General features: G+C 67.6%; 22 protein-coding genes. 14 read left to right on the forward strand and 8 right to left on the reverse strand.

The window, feature by feature from the left end; translation table 11 throughout:
- Positions 1-5: 5 nt before the first annotated feature.
- Positions 6-1016, forward strand: a complete 1011-nt coding sequence (locus CCZ27_RS05945) for a PoNe immunity protein domain-containing protein (RefSeq protein ID WP_096446447.1) — start codon at positions 6-8, stop codon at positions 1014-1016.
- Positions 1017-1200: 184 nt separating this feature from the next.
- Here the strand turns inward: CCZ27_RS05945 and CCZ27_RS05950 are convergent, their stop codons facing one another.
- Complete coding sequence (locus CCZ27_RS05950) at positions 1201-2838, reverse strand: electron transfer flavoprotein-ubiquinone oxidoreductase (protein ID WP_096446449.1); 1638 nt, start codon at positions 2836-2838, stop codon at positions 1201-1203.
- A 162-nt stretch (positions 2839-3000) separates the two neighbouring features.
- Between CCZ27_RS05950 and CCZ27_RS05955 the strand changes: the two genes are divergently transcribed.
- From CCZ27_RS05955 to ftsB, 7 genes are all read left to right on the forward strand, one after another.
- Positions 3001-3408 carry an acyl-CoA thioesterase gene (locus tag CCZ27_RS05955; protein WP_096446451.1) on the forward strand — a complete coding sequence of 136 codons (408 nt, stop codon included), beginning with the start codon at positions 3001-3003 and terminating at the stop codon, positions 3406-3408.
- A gap of 51 nt (positions 3409-3459) precedes the next feature.
- Positions 3460-5436: an acetoacetate--CoA ligase gene (locus tag CCZ27_RS05960; protein WP_096446453.1), complete on the forward strand. Its 1977-nt coding sequence runs from the start codon at positions 3460-3462 to the stop codon at positions 5434-5436.
- Between the two features lie 12 nt (positions 5437-5448).
- Positions 5449-5991: an isochorismatase family protein gene (locus CCZ27_RS05965; RefSeq protein WP_096446455.1), complete on the forward strand. Its 543-nt coding sequence runs from the start codon at positions 5449-5451 to the stop codon at positions 5989-5991.
- 328 nt (positions 5992-6319) lie between these two features.
- Positions 6320-7969 carry a CTP synthase gene (gene pyrG, locus CCZ27_RS05970; protein ID WP_096446457.1) on the forward strand — a complete coding sequence of 550 codons (1650 nt, stop codon included), beginning with the start codon at positions 6320-6322 and terminating at the stop codon, positions 7967-7969.
- Positions 7970-7980: 11 nt separating this feature from the next.
- The gene (gene kdsA / locus CCZ27_RS05975; RefSeq protein WP_096446459.1) at positions 7981-8820 is read left to right on the forward strand and encodes a 3-deoxy-8-phosphooctulonate synthase; all 840 of its coding nucleotides are present in this window, start codon (positions 7981-7983) and stop codon (positions 8818-8820) included.
- 146 nt (positions 8821-8966) lie between these two features.
- Complete coding sequence (gene eno / locus CCZ27_RS05980; RefSeq protein WP_096446461.1) at positions 8967-10253, forward strand: phosphopyruvate hydratase; 1287 nt, start codon at positions 8967-8969, stop codon at positions 10251-10253.
- Positions 10254-10397: 144 nt separating this feature from the next.
- On the forward strand, positions 10398-10673 hold the full coding sequence (ftsB, locus tag CCZ27_RS05985; RefSeq protein ID WP_096446463.1) for a cell division protein FtsB: 276 nt from the start codon (positions 10398-10400) through the stop codon (positions 10671-10673).
- A 39-nt stretch (positions 10674-10712) separates the two neighbouring features.
- On the opposite strand, the gene CCZ27_RS05990 is transcribed toward ftsB, so the two are convergent.
- From CCZ27_RS05990 to CCZ27_RS06000, 3 genes are all read right to left on the reverse strand, one after another.
- On the reverse strand, positions 10713-11144 hold the full coding sequence (locus CCZ27_RS05990) for a CBS domain-containing protein (RefSeq protein ID WP_096446465.1): 432 nt from the start codon (positions 11142-11144) through the stop codon (positions 10713-10715).
- A gap of 105 nt (positions 11145-11249) precedes the next feature.
- The gene (locus CCZ27_RS05995; RefSeq protein WP_096452239.1) at positions 11250-11765 is read right to left on the reverse strand and encodes a C40 family peptidase; all 516 of its coding nucleotides are present in this window, start codon (positions 11763-11765) and stop codon (positions 11250-11252) included.
- 179 nt (positions 11766-11944) lie between these two features.
- A complete protein-coding gene (locus CCZ27_RS06000) occupies positions 11945-12646 on the reverse strand; it encodes an SIMPL domain-containing protein (protein ID WP_096446467.1) in 702 nt (233 codons plus the stop codon).
- A 234-nt stretch (positions 12647-12880) separates the two neighbouring features.
- On the opposite strand from CCZ27_RS06000, the gene CCZ27_RS06005 reads away from it, so the two are divergent.
- Entirely contained in the window at positions 12881-13804 is a 924-nt protein-coding gene (locus CCZ27_RS06005; protein ID WP_096452241.1) for a DMT family transporter, read from the forward strand.
- Here the strand turns inward: CCZ27_RS06005 and CCZ27_RS06010 are convergent, their stop codons facing one another.
- Positions 13805-14359 (reverse strand): gamma carbonic anhydrase family protein, encoded by a 555-nt coding sequence (locus CCZ27_RS06010; protein WP_096446469.1) that lies wholly within the window; start codon positions 14357-14359, stop codon positions 13805-13807.
- A gap of 218 nt (positions 14360-14577) precedes the next feature.
- Here CCZ27_RS06010 and CCZ27_RS06015 point away from each other — a divergent pair, with 218 nt between their 5' ends.
- Genes CCZ27_RS06015 through CCZ27_RS06030 form a run of 4 tightly spaced genes read left to right on the forward strand, consistent with a single transcriptional unit; the run spans position 14578 to position 17737 of the window.
- Positions 14578-15423 carry a 23S rRNA (adenine(2030)-N(6))-methyltransferase RlmJ gene (locus CCZ27_RS06015; protein ID WP_096452243.1) on the forward strand — a complete coding sequence of 282 codons (846 nt, stop codon included), beginning with the start codon at positions 14578-14580 and terminating at the stop codon, positions 15421-15423.
- A complete protein-coding gene (locus CCZ27_RS06020) occupies positions 15420-15794 on the forward strand; it encodes a nucleotide pyrophosphohydrolase (RefSeq protein WP_232516579.1) in 375 nt (124 codons plus the stop codon). The genes CCZ27_RS06015 and CCZ27_RS06020 overlap by 4 nt, the downstream gene beginning before the upstream one ends.
- 21 nt (positions 15795-15815) lie before the next feature.
- Positions 15816-17396, forward strand: a complete 1581-nt coding sequence (locus CCZ27_RS06025) for an inorganic phosphate transporter (protein WP_096446471.1) — start codon at positions 15816-15818, stop codon at positions 17394-17396.
- The gene (locus tag CCZ27_RS06030; protein ID WP_096452247.1) at positions 17396-17737 is read left to right on the forward strand and encodes a DUF3301 domain-containing protein; all 342 of its coding nucleotides are present in this window, start codon (positions 17396-17398) and stop codon (positions 17735-17737) included. The genes CCZ27_RS06025 and CCZ27_RS06030 overlap by 1 nt, the downstream gene beginning before the upstream one ends.
- Before the next feature lie 22 nt (positions 17738-17759).
- Here the strand turns inward: CCZ27_RS06030 and folE are convergent, their stop codons facing one another.
- The 3 genes from folE to fabI all read right to left on the reverse strand — a co-directional run bounded on the left by folE (position 17760) and on the right by fabI (position 19867).
- A complete protein-coding gene (gene folE / locus CCZ27_RS06035) occupies positions 17760-18407 on the reverse strand; it encodes a GTP cyclohydrolase I FolE (protein WP_096446473.1) in 648 nt (215 codons plus the stop codon).
- A 68-nt stretch (positions 18408-18475) separates the two neighbouring features.
- Positions 18476-19072 (reverse strand): hypothetical protein, encoded by a 597-nt coding sequence (locus CCZ27_RS06040; protein WP_096446475.1) that lies wholly within the window; start codon positions 19070-19072, stop codon positions 18476-18478.
- 15 nt (positions 19073-19087) lie between these two features.
- On the reverse strand, positions 19088-19867 hold the full coding sequence (gene fabI / locus CCZ27_RS06045; RefSeq protein ID WP_096446477.1) for an enoyl-ACP reductase FabI: 780 nt from the start codon (positions 19865-19867) through the stop codon (positions 19088-19090).
- A 193-nt stretch (positions 19868-20060) separates the two neighbouring features.
- On the opposite strand from fabI, the gene CCZ27_RS06050 reads away from it, so the two are divergent.
- Positions 20061-20558 carry an HAD domain-containing protein gene (locus tag CCZ27_RS06050; RefSeq protein ID WP_096446479.1) on the forward strand — a complete coding sequence of 166 codons (498 nt, stop codon included), beginning with the start codon at positions 20061-20063 and terminating at the stop codon, positions 20556-20558.
- Positions 20559-20679 lie beyond the last annotated feature (121 nt).

Below are 20679 nucleotides of genomic sequence, written 5' to 3' on the forward strand. Positions count from 1 at the left end.
GAACCATGGAAAACACCAAGACCAATTTCCTCGAACGCCGCCGTCAGCCGTTCTTGACGGAGAGATTCTATAAAACCTGGGAACGGGAAACATTTGAGATTGCACGACCACTGCGGGCGAAACGGCTTGCAGATCCCGCGTTGTCGCAGGATGTCCGGAAAGACTCTCTATGGTTCCAGGCTTCCGAAACCACTCGCCTCCTTCATCTCCGCTATACGGCGGGCGAGCCGATCGAGAAACTCCGGGGCGATCTGGATGAAGTCGCCGAAGAGTGGGAAGCCTTTGCCAAAGCCGCGGGCGTCATCGGTGCGAACCCCGCGGGATCGATCTTTGGATTCGGTTATCGCTCGGAATACCTGCCCGCGGTGTTATTGGTGGGCCTGACCATTCTGCTTCGGCGCGAGGACTTGTTGCCCCGGATCGACGCCCTGTGCTTCGGTTTTCATGGGGCCGACGCGATCTATGAAGAACTGGTGGCCCCCTTTGTTCCCGGTCGCGGTTTTGTAGATACCGGGTATCACGCCGAGCCGTACACCGTGGCCCTCGACGCCATCGACAGCGATGATCCCAACGAGCGAAGCGCCTTGATGAAGGAGGCGGTGGAAAGCTGGTATGCCTCCAACGAAGGGTTGCCGTTCCACGACACGCACAAAGACATCGACGAGGAAGGGTACGGCGGGTATTTCGGCTACTGGTGCTTCGAACTGGCGGCGCTGTGCTACCTGAAGAACATCGACGACAGCCGCTTCCGGGATCACCTGACCTACCCGAAGGATCTGGTCGATTTTGCGCGCGCCTACCGCGCCGAGCCGGATCGGCGGCGGCCGCCGGAGCCCGGCGGCGGCGCCTGTCAGGTTCTTTCGGCCCGCCCCGGCGAGCCGTGCCCGCGGGAAGGCGTGTGGTTCGCCAGCCATTTGGTGATGAAAGAAATCCGCATGCAAGCGGGCGAGCCGATGCCGGGCCCGGCGCGTGGCGCTTCCGGTGGGGTGGTCTGGTATTTCAAGGCGGGCAACTGAACGTCACGACCCCGTCTACTTCTCTACGTACGCCGACAGCCCAACGCGCCGCGCCGCCGGAGCACCTTGGCCAACCGGCCAAGGTGCCGGCATTCCTCCGCGGGAACGAAGGGCCTGTCCCGCTCCTGGTCCGCCATCTCGATCGGTCTTGCAGGGATGGCCGGCCGCGGGATCTTCGCCCTTCTCACATCCCCTGGTAGATCGGCCCCTCGCCGCCCTGGGGTACGACCCAGTCGATGTTCTGGGTGGGGTCCTTGATGTCGCAGGTCTTGCAGTGCACGCAGTTCTGGGCGTTGATCTGCAGGCGCGGCACGTCGTTCTCGCGCACGATCTCATATACCCCGGCAGGACAGTAGCGCTGTTCGGGGGCGTCGTACGTCGCCAGATTCACCGCGATCGGCACCGCCGGGTCCTTGAGCCGCAGGTGGCAGGGCTGGTCTTCCTCGTGGTTGGTGTTGGACAGGAACACCGAGGACAGGCGGTCGAAGGTGAGCACGCCGTCGGGCTTGGGGTAGGCGATCTTCGGGCACTCGGCCGCTGGCTTGAGCGCCAGGTGGTCGGCGCTGTTGTGCAGCGTCCAGGGCACCTTGCCCTTGAAGAGCTTTTGCTCGGCGCCGAACAGGAAGGAGCCCAGCCACAGGCCCTTCTTCATGTAGGGCTTGAAGTTGCGCGTCTGGTGGAGTTCCTCGCGCAGCCACGAGTCCTGGAAGGCCGACGGATAGGCGGTGAGCGCATCGCGCTGGCGCTGCGCCGCGAGCGCCTCGAAGGCGGCCTCGGCGGCGATCATGCCGGACTTGATCGCCGCGTGGCTGCCCTTGATGCGCGCCGCGTTGAGGAAGCCCGCGTCGTCGCCGATCAGTGCGCCGCCCGGGAAGATGAGCCTTGGCAGGCTCTGCAGGCCGCCGGCGGCGATCGCCCGCGCACCGTAGGCCAGGCGCTTGCCGCCTTCGAGGTACTTGCGGATCTGCGGGTGGGTCTTGTAGCGCTGCATCTCCTCGAAGGGAGAGAGGTGCGGGTTGGTGTAGTTGAGCCCGACCACGAAGCCCACCGCCACCAGGTTGTCCTCCAGGTGATAGACGAAGCCGCCGCCGTAGGTGGCGTTGTCCATCGGCCAGCCGGCGGTGTGCACCACCAGGCCGGGGCGATGGTTCTCGGGCTTCACCTCCCACAGTTCCTTGATGCCGATGCCGTAGGTCTGCGGATCGACGCCGTCGCGCAGGTGGTACCTGGCCTCGAGCTGCTTGCCCAGGTGGCCGCGACAGCCCTCGGCAAAAAGGGTGTACTTCGCATGCAGTTCCATGCCGGGCTGGTAGGCGGGGCCGGGCTCGCCGTCGTGCCCCACGCCCATGTCGCCGGTGGCCACGCCCTTCACGGCGCCGGCCTCGTCGAACAGCACCTCGGCACCGGCAAAGCCCGGATAGACTTCCACGCCCAGCGCCTCGGCCTGCTCGCCGAGCCACTTCACCACGTTGCCCAGGCGCACGATGTAGTTGCCGTGGTTGACGAGGCAGTCGGGCAGCAGGCCGTGCGGCAGGGCGCGCGCGCCCGTCTCGGTGAGCACGAGCACCTTGTCCTCGGTGACCGCGGTGTTGAGCGGCGCGCCGCGCTCCTTCCAGTCGGGGATCAGTTCGGTGAGCGCCTTCGGGTCCATCACCGCGCCCGACAGGATGTGGGCGCCGATCTCGGCGGCCTTCTCGATCAGGCACACCGAAAGTTCCTGGCCCCTGGCCGCCGCCTGCTGCTTGAGCCGGATCGCCGCCGCCAGCCCGGCCGGGCCGCCGCCGACGACCAGCACGTCAAATTCCATCGATTCGCGTTCCATCCGTTTCTCCTTTGGCCTGTGCGGCATGCGCCCTGGTGTGGTTGCGCGCTTCGAGCGTTTCGGCAGCGCGAAGCTGCTCACCTTGACAGCACCGCCTTCTTAAAAACATACGGATGCGTATGTTACATTAGTCGCGCCTTTCGACAACAAGGAAAATCTGCCATGGAGACGACGAGAAAGCATCTTCGCACCATCCGAATGCCCGTGCGCTGGGGCGACATGGATGCCTACGGCCATGTGAACAACACCCTCTATTTCCGCTACTTCGAGCAGACCCGCGTCGAGTGGCTGGAGGAGATGGGCTCCATCGTGCGGCCGGACGAAGCGGTCGGGCCGGTCATCATCAACGCCAGTTGCACCTTCCTTGCGCCGGTGAATTATCCCGCGACCGTCATCGTGAAGATGTACGGCGGCGAACCGGGCCGCACCAGCATGATGACGTGGTACGAGCTGTTCATCGACGGCGACGACCGCCTCCATGCGGAAGGCGCGGCGAAGACCGTCTGGATGGACATGAAGACCGGCAAGTCTTCGCCCTTGCCGGATAATATCCGGGCACTGTTCGATTGAACATATAAACGATCAAAAGCGCAAACGCTCGAAAACGACAGGAGGGACAGCATGAACACTGCAGCGGATCAACCTTTGTGGGCCCCTTCGCCCGATCGCATCGCCGGGGCCAACGTCACCGCCTTCCGTCTTGCGGCGGAAAAGCGCTGGGGCGTGAGCCTGCCGGACTACGAGGCGCTGTACGCCTGGTCGGTGGCGGCCCCGGAGCAGTTCTGGGTGAGCGTGTGGGAAGACGGCGGGGTGATCGGCGAGCGCGGCGAGCGCGTGCTGGCCGACGGCGGCAGAATGCCCGGCGCGAAGTGGTTCCCCGACGCCAGGCTCAACTTCGCGCAGAACCTGCTGCGCTCGCGCGACGCGCACGACGCCATCGTGTTCTGGGGCGAGGACCGGGTGCAGAATCGTCTTAGCCACGGCGAGCTGTACCGCGCGGTGGCGCACTTCGCCGCGGCGCTGAAAGAGCAGGGCGTGGCGGCGGGCGACCGCGTGGCGGCCTACATGCCCAACATGCCCGAGACGGTGATCGCCATGCTGGCGGCGGCGAGCATCGGCGCCATCTTCACCTCGGCCTCGCCGGACTTCGGCGTGCAGGGCGTGCTCGACCGCTTCGGCCAGACCGAGCCCAAGGTGCTGATCGCCTGCGACGGCTACTACTACGGCGGCAAGACGGTGGACGTGCTGGGCAAGCTGGGCGAGATCGTCGGCCGGCTGCCGTCGGTGAAGCGCGTGGTGGTGGTGCCCTACGTGCATCACGACCATGACCTGTCGGGCGTGCCGCATGCGCGCCTGTACGCCGACTTCGTCGCGCCGCACCACTTCGTCGACGACATCGAGTTCGCGCCGCTGCCCTTCGACCATCCGCTCTGCATCATGTATTCCTCGGGCACCACAGGCGTGCCCAAGTGCATCGTGCACGGCGCCGGCGGCGCGCTGCTGCAGCATCTCAAGGAGCATCGCCTGCACGGCGACGCGAAGGCGGGCGACCGCGTGTTCTACTTCACCACCTGCGGCTGGATGATGTGGAACTGGCTGGTGTCGGGGCTCGCCGCCGGCGCCACGCTGCTGCTCTACGACGGTTCGCCCTTCGCCGGCGACAACCGCATCCTGTTCGACTACGCGGATGCGGAAGCGATGACGCATTTCGGCACCTCGGCCAAGTTCCTCGATGCCGCCGCCAAGTTCGGGCTGAAGCCGCGCGAGACGCACAGCCTTGCTACCGTGCGCGCGATGTTCAGCACCGGCAGCCCGCTGGTGCCCGAGGGCTTCGACTACGTGTATCGCGACATCAAGGCCGACCTGCAGCTTTCGTCGATCTCGGGCGGTACCGACATCCTGTCGTGCTTCGTGCTGGGCAGCCCGGTGCTGCCGGTGTGGCGCGGCGAGATCCAGTGCCGCGGCCTGGGGCTGGCGGTCGACGTGTGGGACGACGACGGCCGCCCGGTGCGCGGCGAGAAGGGCGAACTGGTGTGCACCAAGCCCTTCCCGGCGATGCCAGTGGGCTTCTGGAACGACGCCGACGGCGGCAAGTACCGCGCGGCGTACTTCGAGCGCTTCGAGAACGTGTGGTGCCACGGCGACTTCTGCGAGATCACCGCGCACGGCGGGCTGGTGATCTACGGCCGCTCGGATGCGACGCTGAACCCGGGCGGGGTGCGCATTGGCACGGCGGAGATCTACCGCCAGGTCGAGAAGCTGCCCGAGGTGGTGGAGTCGCTCGTGGTCGGCCAGGACTGGCCGCCGCAGAATCCGAACGACGTGCGCGTGGTGCTGTTCGTGAAGCTGCGCGAGGGGCTCGTGCTCGACGATGAACTCGTCAAGCGCATCCGGCAGACGATCCGCGACAACACGACGCCGCGGCACGTGCCGGCCAAGGTGCTGCAGGTGGGCGACATTCCGCGCACCAAGAGCGGCAAGATCGTGGAACTGGCGGTACGCAACGTGGTGCACGGCCGTCCGGTGAAGAACCAGGAAGCGCTGGCCAACCCCGAGGCGCTGGCCTTCTTCCGCGACCGCGCCGAACTGGCCGATTGAAGGGGACGGAACATGCTGATGAACCGCGACAAGTCGGTACTGCTGATCGTCGACGTGCAGGAGCGGCTCGCGCCGGCGATCCATGACGGCGAGCGGGTTGCCGCGAATTGCGTCTGGCTGGCGGGCGTGGCGCAGCGGGTGGGGGTGCCGGTGGTCGTCACCGAGCATTTCCCCGACAAGATCGGCGCCACGCTCGAGTCGGTGAAGGCGGCGACCGGCGGGGCGCAGTACGTCACCAAGCAGTGCTTCTCGGCGCAGAGCGACGGCTGCCTGGCGGCCACCGCGGTGCAGGAGCGCCGGCAGGTGATCGTGTGCGGCACCGAGGCGCACGTGTGCGTGCAGCAGACGGCGCTGGAACTGCGCTGGGCGGGCAAGGAGGTGTTCGTCGCCGCCGACGCTTCCGGCTCGCGCGATCCGGCCGACCGCGAACTGGCCTTTGCGCGCATGCGCAGCCATGGCATCGAGATCGTGTCGTGCGAGATGGTCGCCTTCGAGTGGCTGCAGCGCGGCGGCACCGAGCTGTTCCGCGGCGTGAGCCGGGATTTCATCCGTTGAAGACGGCCCCGTCCCGGCGAGGGGACGGGGTTGACGGATGCGTGCCGGAGGGGCGGAAGGTTTTTCCTGACCCCAAACGGAGCGACGCGGCAGGTCTGGCGTCGGGGGATGCGTGGAGCGGGCGAGGACTGTCCGAGCACCGAGCGCAGCGAGGCCGGGTTCCGCAGCCCGACGGAATGCGTCCCCCGATGCCAGACCGGATTCGAGAAACGCAGGAAGCGGCGAGGACTATCCGAGTCCTGAGAGATAGCGAGGCCGGGTCCCGGCGCGCGCTTCCGGCCGCGGGGACGGATCGGTTATCATCGCGCTTTCCCGCAGCACAGTTCCCATGACCAAATACGTCTTCGTAACCGGCGGTGTCGTGTCCTCACTGGGCAAGGGCATCGCGGCGGCCTCGCTCGGGGCCATCCTGGAGTCCCGCGGCATCAAGGTCACCCACCTGAAGCTGGACCCCTACATCAACGTCGATCCGGGCACGATGAGCCCGTTCCAGCACGGTGAGGTCTTCGTCACCGAGGACGGCGCCGAGACCGACCTGGACCTGGGCCACTACGAGCGCTTCACCAGCGCCAAGATGAGCAGGCGCAACAACTTCACCACCGGCCAGATCTACGAATCGGTGCTGAAGAAGGAGCGCCGTGGCGAATACCTCGGCAAGACGGTGCAGGTCATCCCGCACATCACCGACGAGATCAAGACGTACATCAAGCGCGGCGCGGAAGGCGCCGACGTGGCGATCGTCGAGGTGGGCGGTACGGTGGGCGACATCGAATCGCTGCCCTTCCTGGAGGCCATCCGCCAGATGGGCATCGAGGAAGGCCGCAGCAGCACCTGCTTCATCCACCTGACGCTGCTGCCCTACATTCCGACGGCCGGCGAACTCAAGACCAAGCCGACGCAGCATTCTGTGAAGGAACTGCGCGAGATCGGCATCCAGCCCGACATCCTGCTGTGCCGCGCCGACCGCTCCATCCCGGCCGACGAGCGGCGCAAGATCGCGCTGTTCTGCAACGTGATGCCGGAAGCGGTGATCGAGTGCCTCGACGCCGACTCGATCTACAAGATCCCCGCCATGCTGCACGACCAGATGATGGACCAGATCGTTTGCCACAAGCTCGACATCCTCGCGCGCGCGGCCGACCTGTCGGTGTGGGAGCGCCTGAGCCGTGCGTTCGAGAACCCCAAGCAGGAGGTCGACATCGGCTTCGTCGGCAAGTACGTCGACCTGACCGAGTCGTACAAGTCGCTGATCGAGGCGCTGAACCACGCCGCCATGCATACCGAATCGAAAGTGAACATCCACTACATCGATTCCGAGGACATCGAGCGCGACGGCTGCGGCGTGCTGGAGAAGATGGATGCGATCCTGGTGCCCGGCGGCTTCGGCAAGCGCGGCACCGAGGGCAAGATCGCCGCGATCCGCCATGCGCGCGAAAACAGGGTGCCGTATCTGGGCATCTGCCTCGGCATGCAACTGGCGGTGGTGGAATTCGCGCGCGACGTCGCCGGCATGGCGGGGGCGCATTCGACCGAATTCGAGCACGACACCAAGTATCCGGTGATCGGCCTCATCACCGAGTGGAAGGACCGCTCGGGCAAGCTCGAGAAGCGCAGCGAGGATTCCGACCTCGGCGGCACGATGCGCCTCGGCGGCCAGGTGTGCCAGCTTGCGGAAGGCTCGCTGGCGCGCGAGATCTACGGCGCGGCCGAGATCATGGAGCGCCATCGCCACCGCTACGAGGTGAACAACACCTTGCTCGCCAAGCTCGAAGAAAAGGGCCTTGTTGTGTCCGGCCGCGCGCCGGTGACCGACCTGTGCGAAATGGTCGAACTGCCGGCGGAGGTCCATCCCTGGTTCGTCGGCTGCCAGTTCCACCCGGAGTTCACCTCCAACCCGCGCAAGGGGCATCCGCTGTTCGTCGCCTACGTGAGGGCGGCGATCGCCCGTGCCGCCGCGAAGGCGCCGGCGCACGCCTGAAGGAGCAAGCCATGAAGCTTTGCGGATTCGAGGCCGGGCTCGACAAGCCCTTCTTCCTGATCGCCGGCCCGTGCGTGATCGAGTCGCGCGAAATGGCGTTCGACACCGCCGGGGCGCTCAAGGAAATCTGTGCCGGGCTCGGCATCCCCTTCATCTACAAGTCGTCCTACGACAAGGCCAACCGCAGTTCGGGCAAGTCCTACCGCGGGCTGGGGATGGAGAAGGGCCTGGAGATACTCGCCGACGTCAGGAAGCAACTCGGCGTGCCGGTGCTGACCGACGTGCACGCGATCGACGAGATCCCGGCCGCGGCAGCGGCGGTCGACGTGCTGCAGACGCCGGCCTTCCTGTGCCGCCAGACCGATTTCATCCATGCGGTGGCGGCCAGCGGCAAGCCGGTCAACATCAAGAAGGGCCAGTTCCTCGCGCCCGGCGACATGAAGAACGTCGTCGACAAGGCGAAGGAAGCCAGCGGCGGCGCGGACACCATCATGGTGTGCGAGCGCGGCGCCTCGTTCGGCTACAACAATCTCGTATCCGACATGCGCAGCCTCGCGATCATGCGCGAGACCGGCTGTCCGGTGGTGTTCGACGCGACGCACTCGGTGCAGTTGCCGGGCGGGCAGGGCACGGCCTCCGGCGGCCAGCGCGAGTTCGTGCCGGTACTGGCGCGGGCCGCGGTGGCGGTCGGCATTTCGGGCCTGTTCATGGAAACCCATCCGGACCCGGAGAAGGCGCTGTCCGACGGCCCCAATGCCTGGCCGCTGCCGAAGATGAAGGCGCTGCTGGCGACGCTCAAGCAGATCGACGCGCTGGTCAAGCGCGAGGGCCTGATCGAACAGGCCGGCTGACGCGGCATGCCGCAGACGCATGGCCCGCGCTGATACCGGAAATTCCGTCCGGCGGTCGACCTCGTGGCGCGCTTGTTGTCTAATGCGGCACCGGAGGGAGTGCCGCGCGTTATCGATTTGAATCCGTAAATACAACAGGATGAATTATGAGTGCAATCGTTGATGTGATCGCCCGGGAGATTCTGGACTCCCGCGGCAACCCCACCGTGGAAGCCGACGTGCTGCTCGAGTCCGGCGTCATGGGGCGCGCCGCCGTGCCGTCGGGCGCCTCCACCGGCTCGCGCGAGGCGATCGAACTGCGCGACGGCGATGCTGGCCGCTACCTGGGCAAGGGCGTGCTGCGCGCGGTCGAGAACGTCAATACCGAGATCTCCGAGGCCATCATCGGCCTGGACGCAGAAGACCAGTCCTTCATCGATCGCACCCTGATCGAACTCGACGGCACCGAGAACAAGTCCCGCCTCGGCGCCAACGCCACGCTGGCGGTGTCGATGGCGGTGGCCAAGGCCGCGGCCGAGGAAGCCGGCCTGCCGCTGTACCGCTATTTCGGCGGTTCCAGCCCGATGGTGATGCCGGTGCCGATGATGAACGTCATCAACGGCGGCGAGCATGCCAACAACAGCCTCGACATCCAGGAATGCATGATCATGCCGGTGAGCATGACCAGCTTCCGTGAGGCGCTGCGCTGCGGCGCCGAGATCTTCCACCACCTGAAGAAGATCACCGACAAGAAGGGCTACCCGACCACCGTCGGCGACGAGGGCGGCTTCGCTCCCAACGTGTCGGGCACCGAGGAGGCGCTGAACCTGATCCAGGAAGCGATCTCCGCCGCCGGCTACGAGCCGGGCACCGACGTGCTGCTGGCGCTGGACTGCGCCGCCAGCGAGTTCTACAAGGACGGCAGGTACGAACTGCGTGGCGAAGGGCTGTCGCTGACTTCCGAAGGCTTCACCGACTACCTGGCGACGCTGGCCGACAGGTTCCCGATCGTGTCGATCGAGGACGGCATGGCCGAAGGCGACTGGGCGGGCTGGAAGTACCTGACCGAACGCCTGGGCAAGACGGTGCAACTGGTCGGCGACGACCTCTTCGTCACCAACACCCGCATCCTGCACGAAGGCATCGAGAAGGGCGTCGCCAACTCGATCCTCATCAAGATCAACCAGATCGGCACGCTGACCGAGACCTTCGCCGCCGTGGAAATGGCCAAGCTCGCCGGCTACACCGCAGTCATCTCGCACCGTTCGGGCGAGACCGACGATGCGACCATCGCCGACATTGCCGTCGGCCTGCGCGCGATGCAGATCAAGACCGGTTCGCTGTCGCGCTCGGACCGCATCTCGAAGTACAACCAGTTGCTGCGCATCGAGGAAGATCTCGGCAATACTGCGGCCTATCCCGGCAAGCGTGCGTTCTACAACCTGCGCGGCTGACGGCCGGCGGGTTGCGGCACGGCATGATGCGAGAAGGCCGGCGGCGACCCCGCCGGCTTTTTCGTGGGCTGCCGGCCGCAGGCGTCCTTTGATGCGGCGCCGGGTTCGTCACCGGCAGATTTCGTGATTCACACGCAAGATTCCATGCGCTGGCCTGTCCTGATCCTCTTCGTGCTCGTCGTCGTCCTGCAGTACCCGCTCTGGCTGGGCAAGGGCGGCTGGCTGCGCGTGTGGGAAGTGGATCGCCAAGTGCAGGCGCAGCGCGACGAGAACCTGCGCCTGGAGCAGCGCAACGCCAGCCTGGATGCGGAAGTGCGCGACCTCAAGTCGGGCAACGACGCGATCGAGGAGCGCGCGCGCTTCGAACTCGGCCTGACCCGCCCGGGCGAGGTCTACGTGCAGGTGCCGCAGAAAAACTGAGCCGGCGCAGGGCCGGCCCGTTCGTTCCGATTGGCGGCCTCACAGCCGCTCGGAGATCGATTCCCGTTGTTCCAGTTCGTTCTCGAAGGCGATGAGTTCGCTGCCGAGTGCGTCGCGTGCCGACACCATGCCGATGGGGCGCCCGTCCACGACGACCGGCACGTGGCGGAAGCCGCCTTCGGTCATCAGGTGCATGGCATGCCCCAGCGGTCGGTCGGGCGCGACGGTCTGCGGATTGGCGGTCATCACGTCGGCAAGCCGCGTGGTCTCGGGGTCGCGTCCCGCGGCAAGCACGCGGGTCAGCGCGTCACGCTCGGTGAAGATGCCGATCAGCTTGTCGCCGCTGACGATCATCACCGAGCCGACGCGTTCGGCGGCCATGCGTTGGGATGCCTGGCGTACGCTCAGTTCGCAGTCGGCGGTTAGAATCCGCTGGCCGCGTACGACGTCCGCAATCGTTCGTGTTGGCATGGTGTGTCTCCTCCAGGAAAGATGTCATATGACCGAAGCCTAGATGGCCGGTGTGACAACGGCGAGACGGTCCGGCCGCCTTCGCCGCAGGATGCCGGACCGGGTTCAGTTTGCCGCAAGCAGGGTGCGCGCGCCGTCGAAGCGCGGTTTGAAGTAGCGGTTGTCCAGGCGCTCGATGCGCACCGATCCACGGCTCGAAGGCGCATGCACGAAGCGGCCGTCGCCGATGTAGATGCCCATGTGCGAGTAGCGGCGCTGCATCGTGTTGAAGAAGACGAGGTCGCCCGGCTGCAGATCTCCGGCAGCGATCGGCCGGGTACGTTCGGCGATCTGCGCCGCGTTGTGCGGCAGGCGGTATCCGCTGACCTTCTCGACGATATAGGCCACCATGCCGCTGCAGTCGAGCCCGGCTTCCGGGTTGCGGCCGCCGAAGCGGTAGCCGGTGTCGAGCAGTCCGAGAGCGTAGAGCACCATCTCCTGCGTCTGCGTTTCGCTGTCGAGCGAGAAATAGCTGCGTCCTGCCGGCTGGCCGGCAGGTGCCGGCCCGGGCGGCGGGGTCACCGTGCTGCAGCCGCTGATGAGCGCCGCGCTCGCGGCGGCGGCCAGCGCCAGGGCCCTCATGGTATCGACGGGACCGTGCGGCGGCGCGGTGCCCGGCGCGCGCCGGGTGCCCCCTTCGCGCACGAGGCCGGACGCCGTCCAGAGGGCGGTGGCGGGATCGCTGGCATGTCGGAGGCGTGGCGCTGTCATGCGGCGAAAGATAGGACATGGCCGGGCGGCCGTCCACCCCGGGAACGTCATCAGTCGAGCAGCTCGACGCGCCCGGTGACGCTGACGCCGACTTGGCTTTCGCCGCCTTCGAGGGGCGCCGGCGCCGCGTCCGCAGCCATTGCCGGGGCGGCGCGCATCCGCGCGTAGACCGGGGTGTGCATGCCGCTCTCGGAGATGCTCATCTGGTACAGGCGATAGCGCTTGCCCAGCGCGCCGGCGATCAGTTCCCCGCGCTTCTCGAAGGCACGCAGGGCGTCCACCGTGGCCTCGTCCACCGCCTTGCGCCGCGTCTCGGGAGCCGGCTGCATGACGACCTGGGCGAGGGCGAGCGTGGACTGCAGCTTGCCGATCAGCTCGGAGACCGCGCCCACCTCGCGCCCTTCGAGGCGGATCTCGGCGCGCATGCGCCAGCTCTCGATGCGGCCGCGCCCCTCCTTGCCATACACCGGCCAGGTCGACGTGCCGGCGGTCTGCGTCTTCACGTTCGCATAGGCGCGCGCGGTGTCGAGCGCGGCGGCGATCACGCGGTTGACCTCGCGCGCGAGCGCGGCGGCATCGGCGCCCGAACGTTCGGCGTAGAGCACGGCGACGACCAGGTCGTTGGGCGCAGCGCGGCTGGCCTCGGCGGTGAATTCGACGGTACGCGCGGGGGCATCGGCGGCCGCGGCGGAGAGGGGGAAGGCCAGCAGCGTGCAGAACGTGCTGGCCAGGAAGCGGGTGCGAAGTTGCATGACTGGGATACCTCGTCGTTATTGGTCGTCGATGCGGGCGCGATGCGGGCCGTCGCCGGCGGATGTCGGGCGTTTATACCCCATTCGCACGCGGCTGCGCAGCGCCTCGATGTAAATGCCTGTGAGGCGGCTGCCCGTGCGTAGCCGGCGGCCGGCGCATCCGGTGGGTGTGCATTGACCGCGGGTACTCCGCCCGGCATGCTGGCGGGCTCAGCTTTCGACCTGTTCCCTGCGATGAACCAGCGAGTCTTCGGTGCCATCCTGGTCGCCGTTTCGGCGGTGAGTTTCGGCGCGATGGCGATCTTCGCCCGCTATGCCTATGCCGATGGCGCCGACGTCATCGCTGTGCTGTTCCTGCGCTTCGCGATCGCCGCAACGCTGATGGGCGCTTACATGCTGGCGGCGCGCCGGCGCTGGCCGCGCGGGCGCAACCTGGCGATCCTCGCCGCGATGGGGGGCGTGGGCTACGTGGGGCAGTCCTTCGCCTTCTTTTCCGCGCTGAATCACGCATCGGCGGGACTGGTGGCGCTGCTGCTCTACCTGTATCCCTTCCTGGTCACCATGCTGGGGGCGATATTCCTGCGCGAGCCGCTGAGCGCGGGGCGCGTGTTCGCCGTGCTCGCCGCACTGGGCGGGACGGCGCTGACCCTGGGCGGAGGCATCGCCGGCGAGCCGCTCGGCGTCGTGCTCGGCCTGGCCGCGGCCCTGATCTATTCCGCCTATATCCTGGTCGGGAGCAGGGTGCTCGCCGCCGAGGATGCGATGGGCGCCGCGACCGTGGTGATGATCGCCGCGGCCGTGGTGTTCGGCGCCATCGCCCTCGCCACGGCGCCGCGCTTTCCCGGCGAGCCGGCCGGCTGGGCGGCGGTGCTGGCGATCGCGGTGGTGTCCACCGTGATCGCCATGGGCGGTTTCTTCGCCGGCATCCGCCGGCTCGGCGCGGCCGATGCGGCCACGCTGTCGACGCTCGAACCGGCCGTCACCATCGTGCTGGCCGCGGTCTTCCTCGACGAGCCGATGAACCGGCTGCAGCTTGCCGGCGGCGCGATCATCCTCGCCGCCGTCGTCTGGCTGACCCGCAGCAGCGCCGCGTCCCGCGCGGATGCGGCGACGGGTGCGGACAAGGCCGCCGAGGGCAGTGCGGAAGGGCGCGCCTGACTAGCGCGCGGCCTGGTCGAGCGCCGCGCTCGGGTCGAGTGCGCGCATCTCGGCCTCGTAGCGGCGCGCGTTTTCGACGTAGTGCGCCGCATTGGCGCGCAGGTTGGCGACGTCGGCGTCGGTCAGTTCGCGGATCACGCGGCCGGGCGAGCCGACCACCAGCGAGCGGTCGGGGATCACCTTGCCTTCGGGGATGAGCGCCTTGGCGCCGATGATGCAGTCCTTGCCGATCACCGCGTTGTTCAGCACCACCGCGTTGATGCCGATCAGGCTGCCGTCGCCCACCGTGCAGCCGTGCAGCATGGCCATGTGGCCGACGGTGACGTTGGCGCCGACCGTCAGGGGAACGCCTTCGTCCGTGTGCAGGATCGAGCCGTCCTGGATGTTGGTGTCGTCGCCGATCCTGATCGGGTCGCGGTCGCCGCGGATGACCACGTTGTACCAGATGTTCACATTGCGTCCGGCCTCGACTGCGCCGATCACCGTGGCGTTGTGTGCGACCCAGCAGCCATCGCCGAAGCGGGGCGTATGCTCGCCCAGGGCGTAAATGCTCATCGTCTCTCTCTTGTCGAACCTGCGCCTGCCGACCGGCGCGGGGGCGAGATCATAGCAAGCTCAGGCGCTTGGTGCACATTCCGCGGCCGGCCGGCGGGAATTCGCTGCCCGGATGGGGGAGCCGGGGCCGCGCATGCTGCGCCCGCGCGGCAGCCCCGGCGGGGCGGTCCGGCCGCGGTGGTGGTAGGATTCGCGGCTTCCGCCGCCCGTCGATGCTCATGCTCAGCTACCGCCACGCCTTTCATGCCGGCAATCACGCCGACGTCCTGAAGCACGCCGTCCTCCTCGAGCTGCTCGACTACTACAACCGCAAGGACAAGCCCTGGTTCTACGTCGACACCCATGCCGGCGGCGGATGCTATGCGCTGGACAGCGAGCAGGCGGGGAAGACGGCCGAGTTCGCCGACGGCATCGGCCGGCTGTGGGACAGGGACGACCTGCCCGAGATGCTGGAGCACTACGTGGCGTCGGTACGGCAGTTCAACCCGCACGGCCGGCTGCTGTTCTACCCGGGATCGCCGGCACTGGCGATGACGTGCGCGCGCCCCCAGGACCGCCTGCGCCTCTTTGAACTGCATCCGGCGGATTTCGACTCCCTGCAGCGCACCTTCAACGGCGAGGCCGAGCGCGTGCAGGTGCGCAGGGCCGACGGCTTCGGCGCGCTGAAGGGCCTGCTGCCGCCGCCCTCGCGCCGCGCGGTGGTGCTGATCGATCCGCCCTACGAGGTGAAGGAGGACTACCGCCGCGTGATCGAGGTGCTGAAGGATGCGATGAAGCGCTTTCCCACCGGCACGTACGCGCTCTGGTATCCGATGCTGGCCCGGCCCGAAGCGCGGCTACTGCACGAGCGGCTCGCCGGCCTCGGCGTGGAGAGCTGGCTCGACGTGCGGCTGGCGGTGAAGGGTCCGCCGAAGGACGGGTTCGGCATGTTCGGCAGCGGCATGTACATCGTCAACCCGCCGTGGGTGTTGCCCGAGCGTCTCGAATCCACCCTGCCGTGGCTGAGCGGGGTGCTGGCGGAGGACGAGGGTGCCGGGTTCGACCTGGAGCATGTGATCGAATGAAGCCCGACATGCCTGATGCGCCCGATACGCTGCAGGCGCTGCGCGATGCGCTGCGCGTGTTCGCCGCCGAGCGCGCCTGGGAGCAGTTCCATACGCCCAAGAACCTCGCGATGGCGCTTTCCGGCGAGGCGGGCGAGGTGATCGAGCATTTCCAGTGGCTGACGGCCGAGCAGTCGGCGGCGCTCGATGCCGGCACCCGCGATGCGGTGGCGCTCGAACTCGCCGACGTGCTGCTCTACCTCGTGCGCCTGGCCGACGTGCTGGACATCGATCTGGCGCAGGCGGCGCAGCGCAAGATGGCGATCAACGCCCTGCGCTATCCGGCGGACAAGGCGCACGGGCGCGCCGACAAGTACGACAGGCTGGGCTGATCCGGACGGCGGCGGGCGGACGTGGAACTGCAGCACATCAGCGAATTCGACAGGGCGGTCGCGGGCGGCAAGGGCGAACTCGTGCGCTTCGGCGCGAGCTTCCTGTTCATGGTCGGGGTGATGTTTCTCGCCGCCACGCACGGCGCCGGCGAGGGGGAACTGCTGCTGGTGATGGCGGCCACCGCCGCCGCCTACATGGCGATGAACATCGGCGCCAACGACGTCGCCAACAACGTCGGCCCGGCGGTCGGCGCGAAGGCTTTCAGCCTCCTCGGCGCGCTCGGCATCGCCGCGGTGTTCGACATCGCCGGCGCGCTGATAGCAGGCGAGCGCGTGATCGAGCGCATGCGCAGCGGCATCATCCACCCCGGCATGCTCTCCGAGCCGCAGATCCTCGTGTGGGTCATGCTCGCGGCGCTGCTGGCGAGCGCGGTGTGGATCAACATCGCCAGCGCGCTGGGGGCGCCGGTGTCGACCACGCACTCGATCGTCGGCGCGATCATGGGTGGAGGGATCGCCGCGCACGGGCCGGAGATCGTCAACTGGCCGGTGATGGGCCGCATCGTCGCGAGCTGGGTGGTGTCGCCCGTGCTGGGAGGCGTGCTGGCGGCGATGTTCCTGTACTTCATCAAGCGCAGCATCACCCACCAGATAGACATGGCGGCCGCGGCGCGCCGGGTGGTGCCGGCGCTGCTGGGCGTCATGGCCTGGATCTTCACCACCTTCCTGTTCGTCGAGGGGCTGGGCCGGCTGCCGTCCGTCACCCGGGGGCTCGCGCTGTCGTGCGGCCTGGGCGCCGGCGTGCTGACCTTCGCGATCGTGCGTGCGCGGGTGCGCGATCGGGGCCTCTTCATCCCCAATACCGAGCACGGCGTGAATCGCCTCTTCGTCCTGCCGCTCATGTTCGCCGCGGCGGTGATGAGCTTCGCCCACGGCTCCAACGACGTCGCCAACGCCGTCGGGCCGCTGGCCGCCATCGTGCATGCGGTGACCTATGGCAGCGGTCCGGGCCAGGGAGCGACCGTGGCCGGCTGGGCGATGCTGGTGGGGGCGCTGGGCATCGGCGTCGGCCTGGCCTTGTTCGGGCCGAGGGTGATCCGCACGATCGGTTCCGAGCTGACCGAACTCGACAACATGCGCGCCTTCAGCGTCGCGATGGGTTCGGCGCTGACGGTGATCCTCGCCAGCCTGCTCGGGCTGCCGGTCAGTTCCACCCATGTGGTGGTGGGCAGCGTGCTGGGCGTGGGTTTCCTGCGCGAATACCTCGATGGCAGCCACGAGCGCATGGTCGAGGAGTTCAAGGCGCATCATCCGCAGGGCGACCAGGAGGCGATCGACGACTTCATGCAGCGTTTCGGGGCTGCGTCGCCGGACGGGAAGGGCGAACTGCTGAAGAATCTCAAGCGCCAGTCGAGGAGCGGCGAGGACCCGGCCCGCTTCGCCAAGTGGGAGCGCAAGGCCATGCGCCGCGCCTACCGGCAGGAACTGGTCCGGCGTTCGCAACTGCGGCGCATCCTGGCCGCATGGGTGGTCACCGTGCCCGTCTCGGCACTGACGGCCGCCGCCCTGTTCCATGTGATCGGCGGAGCACTGCCACGATGATCTCGTTTCCCGAACTGCTCGCGCTGCTGGCGCTGGGGTTGCTGGTCTGGTTCTGGTTCGACAGCCTGCAGGCGCGCGAGGCGGGTGTCGCCGCCGCGCGTGTGGCGTGCCGGCGCGAAGGGCTGCAGTTTCTCGACGAGACGGTGGTCGGCCGCGGGCTCAGGCCGGTGCGGGACGAGGACGGCCGCCTCGTGCTGCAGCGCGCTTTCGAATTCGAGTATTCCCGCTCCGGCTACGACCGCTTTCACGGCTCGGTGGTGCTGCGGGGGCGGGACGTCGTGCTGCTCGACGTCGGCGCCTGGCGGCTGGCGCAGGGCGGGCTCTCCGGTCCGGAAGGGTGAACGGGCCGGGCGACGTGCGGCTTCAGCCGCGCCGGCGGTCGAGCGCGTGCAGGAATTCGTTGCGCAACTGGGCCGAGCCGGCGAAGACGCCCGACCAGGCTTGGGTGACGACCCGTTCGTCGCCGCGGCGATCCTCGCCCAGTAGCAGGCAGAGCTGTTCGGCCTCGATCACGCAGGCCGCGCCGCGGGCCTTTCCGTGCGTCATCAGCGCGTCGGCGATGTCGCGCGTCATCCATTCCTGGTAGGTGAAGCGGTGGCCGATCGCGTCCACGAGGCGGGCGATGCGGCCGAAGCCATGCAGCCGCCCGCCCGGCAGATAGGCGACGTGGGCCACGCCGCGGAAGGGGACGAGATGGTGCGGGCACACGCCGTGCACCGCGATGCCGCGCACCACCACCATGTCCTCGCGCGGATCGGTGAAACCGTCGCCGAGGACCTCCGCCGGGTCGAGTTCATAGCCGCCCAGCAGCCGGTGCTGCCACAGTTCGCGCACGCGCCGGGCGGTGCGGCCGGTATGCGCGGTGGCGGGATCGATGCCGCAGGCGAGCAGCAGGTCGGCGACGGCGCGTTCGAAGGCCGCCGGGTCGAACCGGCCCCGGCGCGGGATGCCGATGCTCTCGGGCTGCGGGCCGTGGTCGTGGAAGGGGGCGTGATCTTCCGGGTGGTTCATCGTCGGAGCCTCGCTGGGGGATGAGGCGATGATACGCGCGTCGGCCGCCGGCCGGCCCGCGACGCGGATCAGGCGATGAACACCGGGTCGGAGAACACCAGCGTGCCGTCCTTGCGCATCATGAGGTTGTTGGCGTTGAGGATGTCCGGCAGGACCTGGTATTCCTCGACGAAATCGGACAACGCCTTCAGCGCCTCGCGGATGCCCTGGTCCACGCCGACCGGGTTCTGCGTCATGTGGTACAGCGCGATGCGTCCCATGTTGGAGCCGAGCCGGCTCCATTGTTCGCACGCCGCCCAGTAGAACTCGATCAGCAGCATCGCCAGCTCGGCCGCCGGGGAGCCCGCGGCGAGCGGATACAGGCGTTCCATCTCGATCAGGTGCAGCGGGTAGCCCGAGCGTGCGCGCCCGATGATGCCGTGGTCGGCATGGATGACGGGGAAGTGCTTGCCGCGCGGGCGGTCGTCGGCGGTGTACAGGAAGTAGTCGGCCGGCGAACTGACGATCTTGTAGACCCGTTCGCCGTCGCCCTTGTCGAGCACGATGGAATACTCGCCGCGGCCGATTTCCCGCTTGCCGTCCAGCAGCGGGTGCGCGGGTACCGGATCGGGCAGCACGACGGCCCCGCGGCCGAGGCATGCCCGCGCGGCGTCGAGGTCGATCACGGTGCCGCCCTCCGCTTACGCCATGATGTTGTAGCCGGCATCGACGAAATGCACTCCACCGGAGATCAGGCGGCCGGCATCGGAGAAGAGGAAGGCCGTCAGCGCGCCGATGTCTTCGGGCGTCACCAGGGCATGCATCGGCGAGCGTTCGACGGCGGTCGCCATCAGGCCGTCGAAGCCGGCGATGCCCGAGGCGGCGCGCGTCATCAGCGGGCCGGGCGACACCGCGTTGACCCGGATGTTCTTGGGGCCGAGTTCGGCCGCCATGTAGCGCGTGGCGGCCTCGAGCGCCGCCTTGCACAGGCCCATCACGCCGTAGTTGGGAATGACCTTTTCCGAACCGAGGTAGGTCATCGTCACCAGCGAACCGCCGCCCGCCTTTTCCAGCAGCGGCTCGGCCTTCTTCGCCAGGCGGACGAAGGAATGGGTGGAGACGTCCATCGCCAGCCCGAAGCCGTCGGCCGAGGTGTCGACCACGCGGCCGTGCAGGTCGTCGCGCTTGGCGAAGGCCATGCTGTGCAGCACGAAGTCGAGCCTGCCGTAGCGCGCGTCGATCTCGGCGAAGGTCTTGTCCAGGGTCTCGGGCTGCGTCACGTCGAGCAGGAAGACGTCGGTGATGCCGAGACGGTCGATCACCGGCTCGATGAATGCGCGCGTCTTTTCGTTCTGGTAGGTGACGATCAGTTTCGCCCCGGCTTGCGCGCAGGCTTCCGCGACGCCGGTGGAGATGGATTTTTCGTTGGCGATGCCGGTGATCAGGCCCACCTTGCCTTCGAGATTGACGATCGGGGTCATGATTGCTCCTGGTTGAAAGGCTGGGGCGAAGTGTGCGGATAATGCATTGCAGCATTTGCGCCCTGCATCACGAATGCGCTGCAAATCCGCCACGGACACTGAATGAATTCCTGCCTTGCAGGTTTTACATGAAGTATATTCCGCATTGCAGCATTCAGATACCGGGCATCGGGGTTTCTTCTCAAAGCCAGACATGACACGCCACACCTACATCTTCATGGACTTCGACGGCGTCACCCATCCGTGGGGTGAGGTCGAGGATTTTCGCTGCCTGCCGCTGATCGAGACAGTGGTGCGCGAGTTCGATGAGGCGCGCATCGTCATTTCGTCGGACTGGCGCACGCTGTTTTCGCTGCAGAAGCTGAAGTCGCGCTTTTCGGAAGACATCCGCCCGCGCATCGCCGGCGCTTCGCCGCACATGCTGCCCAAGAACGGCGCCGAGCTGCACGGCCTGCGCGAACGCGAGGCGATGCTGTGGCTGACCCAGCACGAGCCGGACATCGACGCCACGGCGTGGTGCGCGATCGACGATGCGCCAGGCAACTGGATGTCGCGTTCGCGCTTGCTGCTGACCGATTTCAAGCGCGGTTTCACCGAAGAGGATGCGCATGCGCTGCACCGCATGCTCGGCGGTTTCCGTGAGGACGACTGGGAACTGCCCGTGCGCCGCGCTCCCTCCCTGTGGGCCTGACACGGCGCGGCCCGCTGCGCCGCGGATGCGATCCGGCGCGCTGATCTTCGCCGCCGCCGGTGCCCATGTGGCGGCGGCGCATTGCCGCGCGGCCGCCCGCTCGGCACAATGGCGCCCTTCC

The sequence above is a fragment of the Thauera sp. K11 genome, from assembly GCF_002354895.1.
Lineage (GTDB): Bacteria > Pseudomonadota > Gammaproteobacteria > Burkholderiales > Rhodocyclaceae > Thauera > Thauera sinica.

Excerpts from the sequence above, each read along its gene's own strand:
- CCZ27_RS05945 (WP_096446447.1), top strand. The coding sequence starts at position 6 with ATGGAAAACACCAAGACCAATTTCCTCGAACGCCGCCGTCAGCCGTTC.
- CCZ27_RS05950 (WP_096446449.1), bottom strand. The coding sequence starts at position 2,838 with ATGGAACGCGAATCGATGGAATTTGACGTGCTGGTCGTCGGCGGCGGC.
- CCZ27_RS05955 (WP_096446451.1), top strand. The coding sequence starts at position 3,001 with ATGGAGACGACGAGAAAGCATCTTCGCACCATCCGAATGCCCGTGCGC.
- CCZ27_RS05960 (WP_096446453.1), top strand. The coding sequence starts at position 3,460 with ATGAACACTGCAGCGGATCAACCTTTGTGGGCCCCTTCGCCCGATCGC.
- CCZ27_RS05965 (WP_096446455.1), top strand. The coding sequence starts at position 5,449 with ATGCTGATGAACCGCGACAAGTCGGTACTGCTGATCGTCGACGTGCAG.
- pyrG (WP_096446457.1), top strand. The coding sequence starts at position 6,320 with ATGACCAAATACGTCTTCGTAACCGGCGGTGTCGTGTCCTCACTGGGC.
- kdsA (WP_096446459.1), top strand. The coding sequence starts at position 7,981 with ATGAAGCTTTGCGGATTCGAGGCCGGGCTCGACAAGCCCTTCTTCCTG.
- eno (WP_096446461.1), top strand. The coding sequence starts at position 8,967 with ATGAGTGCAATCGTTGATGTGATCGCCCGGGAGATTCTGGACTCCCGC.
- ftsB (WP_096446463.1), top strand. The coding sequence starts at position 10,398 with ATGCGCTGGCCTGTCCTGATCCTCTTCGTGCTCGTCGTCGTCCTGCAG.
- CCZ27_RS05990 (WP_096446465.1), bottom strand. The coding sequence starts at position 11,144 with ATGCCAACACGAACGATTGCGGACGTCGTACGCGGCCAGCGGATTCTA.
- CCZ27_RS05995 (WP_096452239.1), bottom strand. The coding sequence starts at position 11,765 with ATGAGGGCCCTGGCGCTGGCCGCCGCCGCGAGCGCGGCGCTCATCAGC.
- CCZ27_RS06000 (WP_096446467.1), bottom strand. The coding sequence starts at position 12,646 with ATGCAACTTCGCACCCGCTTCCTGGCCAGCACGTTCTGCACGCTGCTG.
- CCZ27_RS06005 (WP_096452241.1), top strand. The coding sequence starts at position 12,881 with ATGAACCAGCGAGTCTTCGGTGCCATCCTGGTCGCCGTTTCGGCGGTG.
- CCZ27_RS06010 (WP_096446469.1), bottom strand. The coding sequence starts at position 14,359 with ATGAGCATTTACGCCCTGGGCGAGCATACGCCCCGCTTCGGCGATGGC.
- CCZ27_RS06015 (WP_096452243.1), top strand. The coding sequence starts at position 14,578 with ATGCTCAGCTACCGCCACGCCTTTCATGCCGGCAATCACGCCGACGTC.
- CCZ27_RS06020 (WP_232516579.1), top strand. The coding sequence starts at position 15,420 with ATGAAGCCCGACATGCCTGATGCGCCCGATACGCTGCAGGCGCTGCGC.
- folE (WP_096446473.1), bottom strand. The coding sequence starts at position 18,407 with ATGAACCACCCGGAAGATCACGCCCCCTTCCACGACCACGGCCCGCAG.
- fabI (WP_096446477.1), bottom strand. The coding sequence starts at position 19,867 with ATGACCCCGATCGTCAATCTCGAAGGCAAGGTGGGCCTGATCACCGGC.
- CCZ27_RS06050 (WP_096446479.1), top strand. The coding sequence starts at position 20,061 with ATGACACGCCACACCTACATCTTCATGGACTTCGACGGCGTCACCCAT.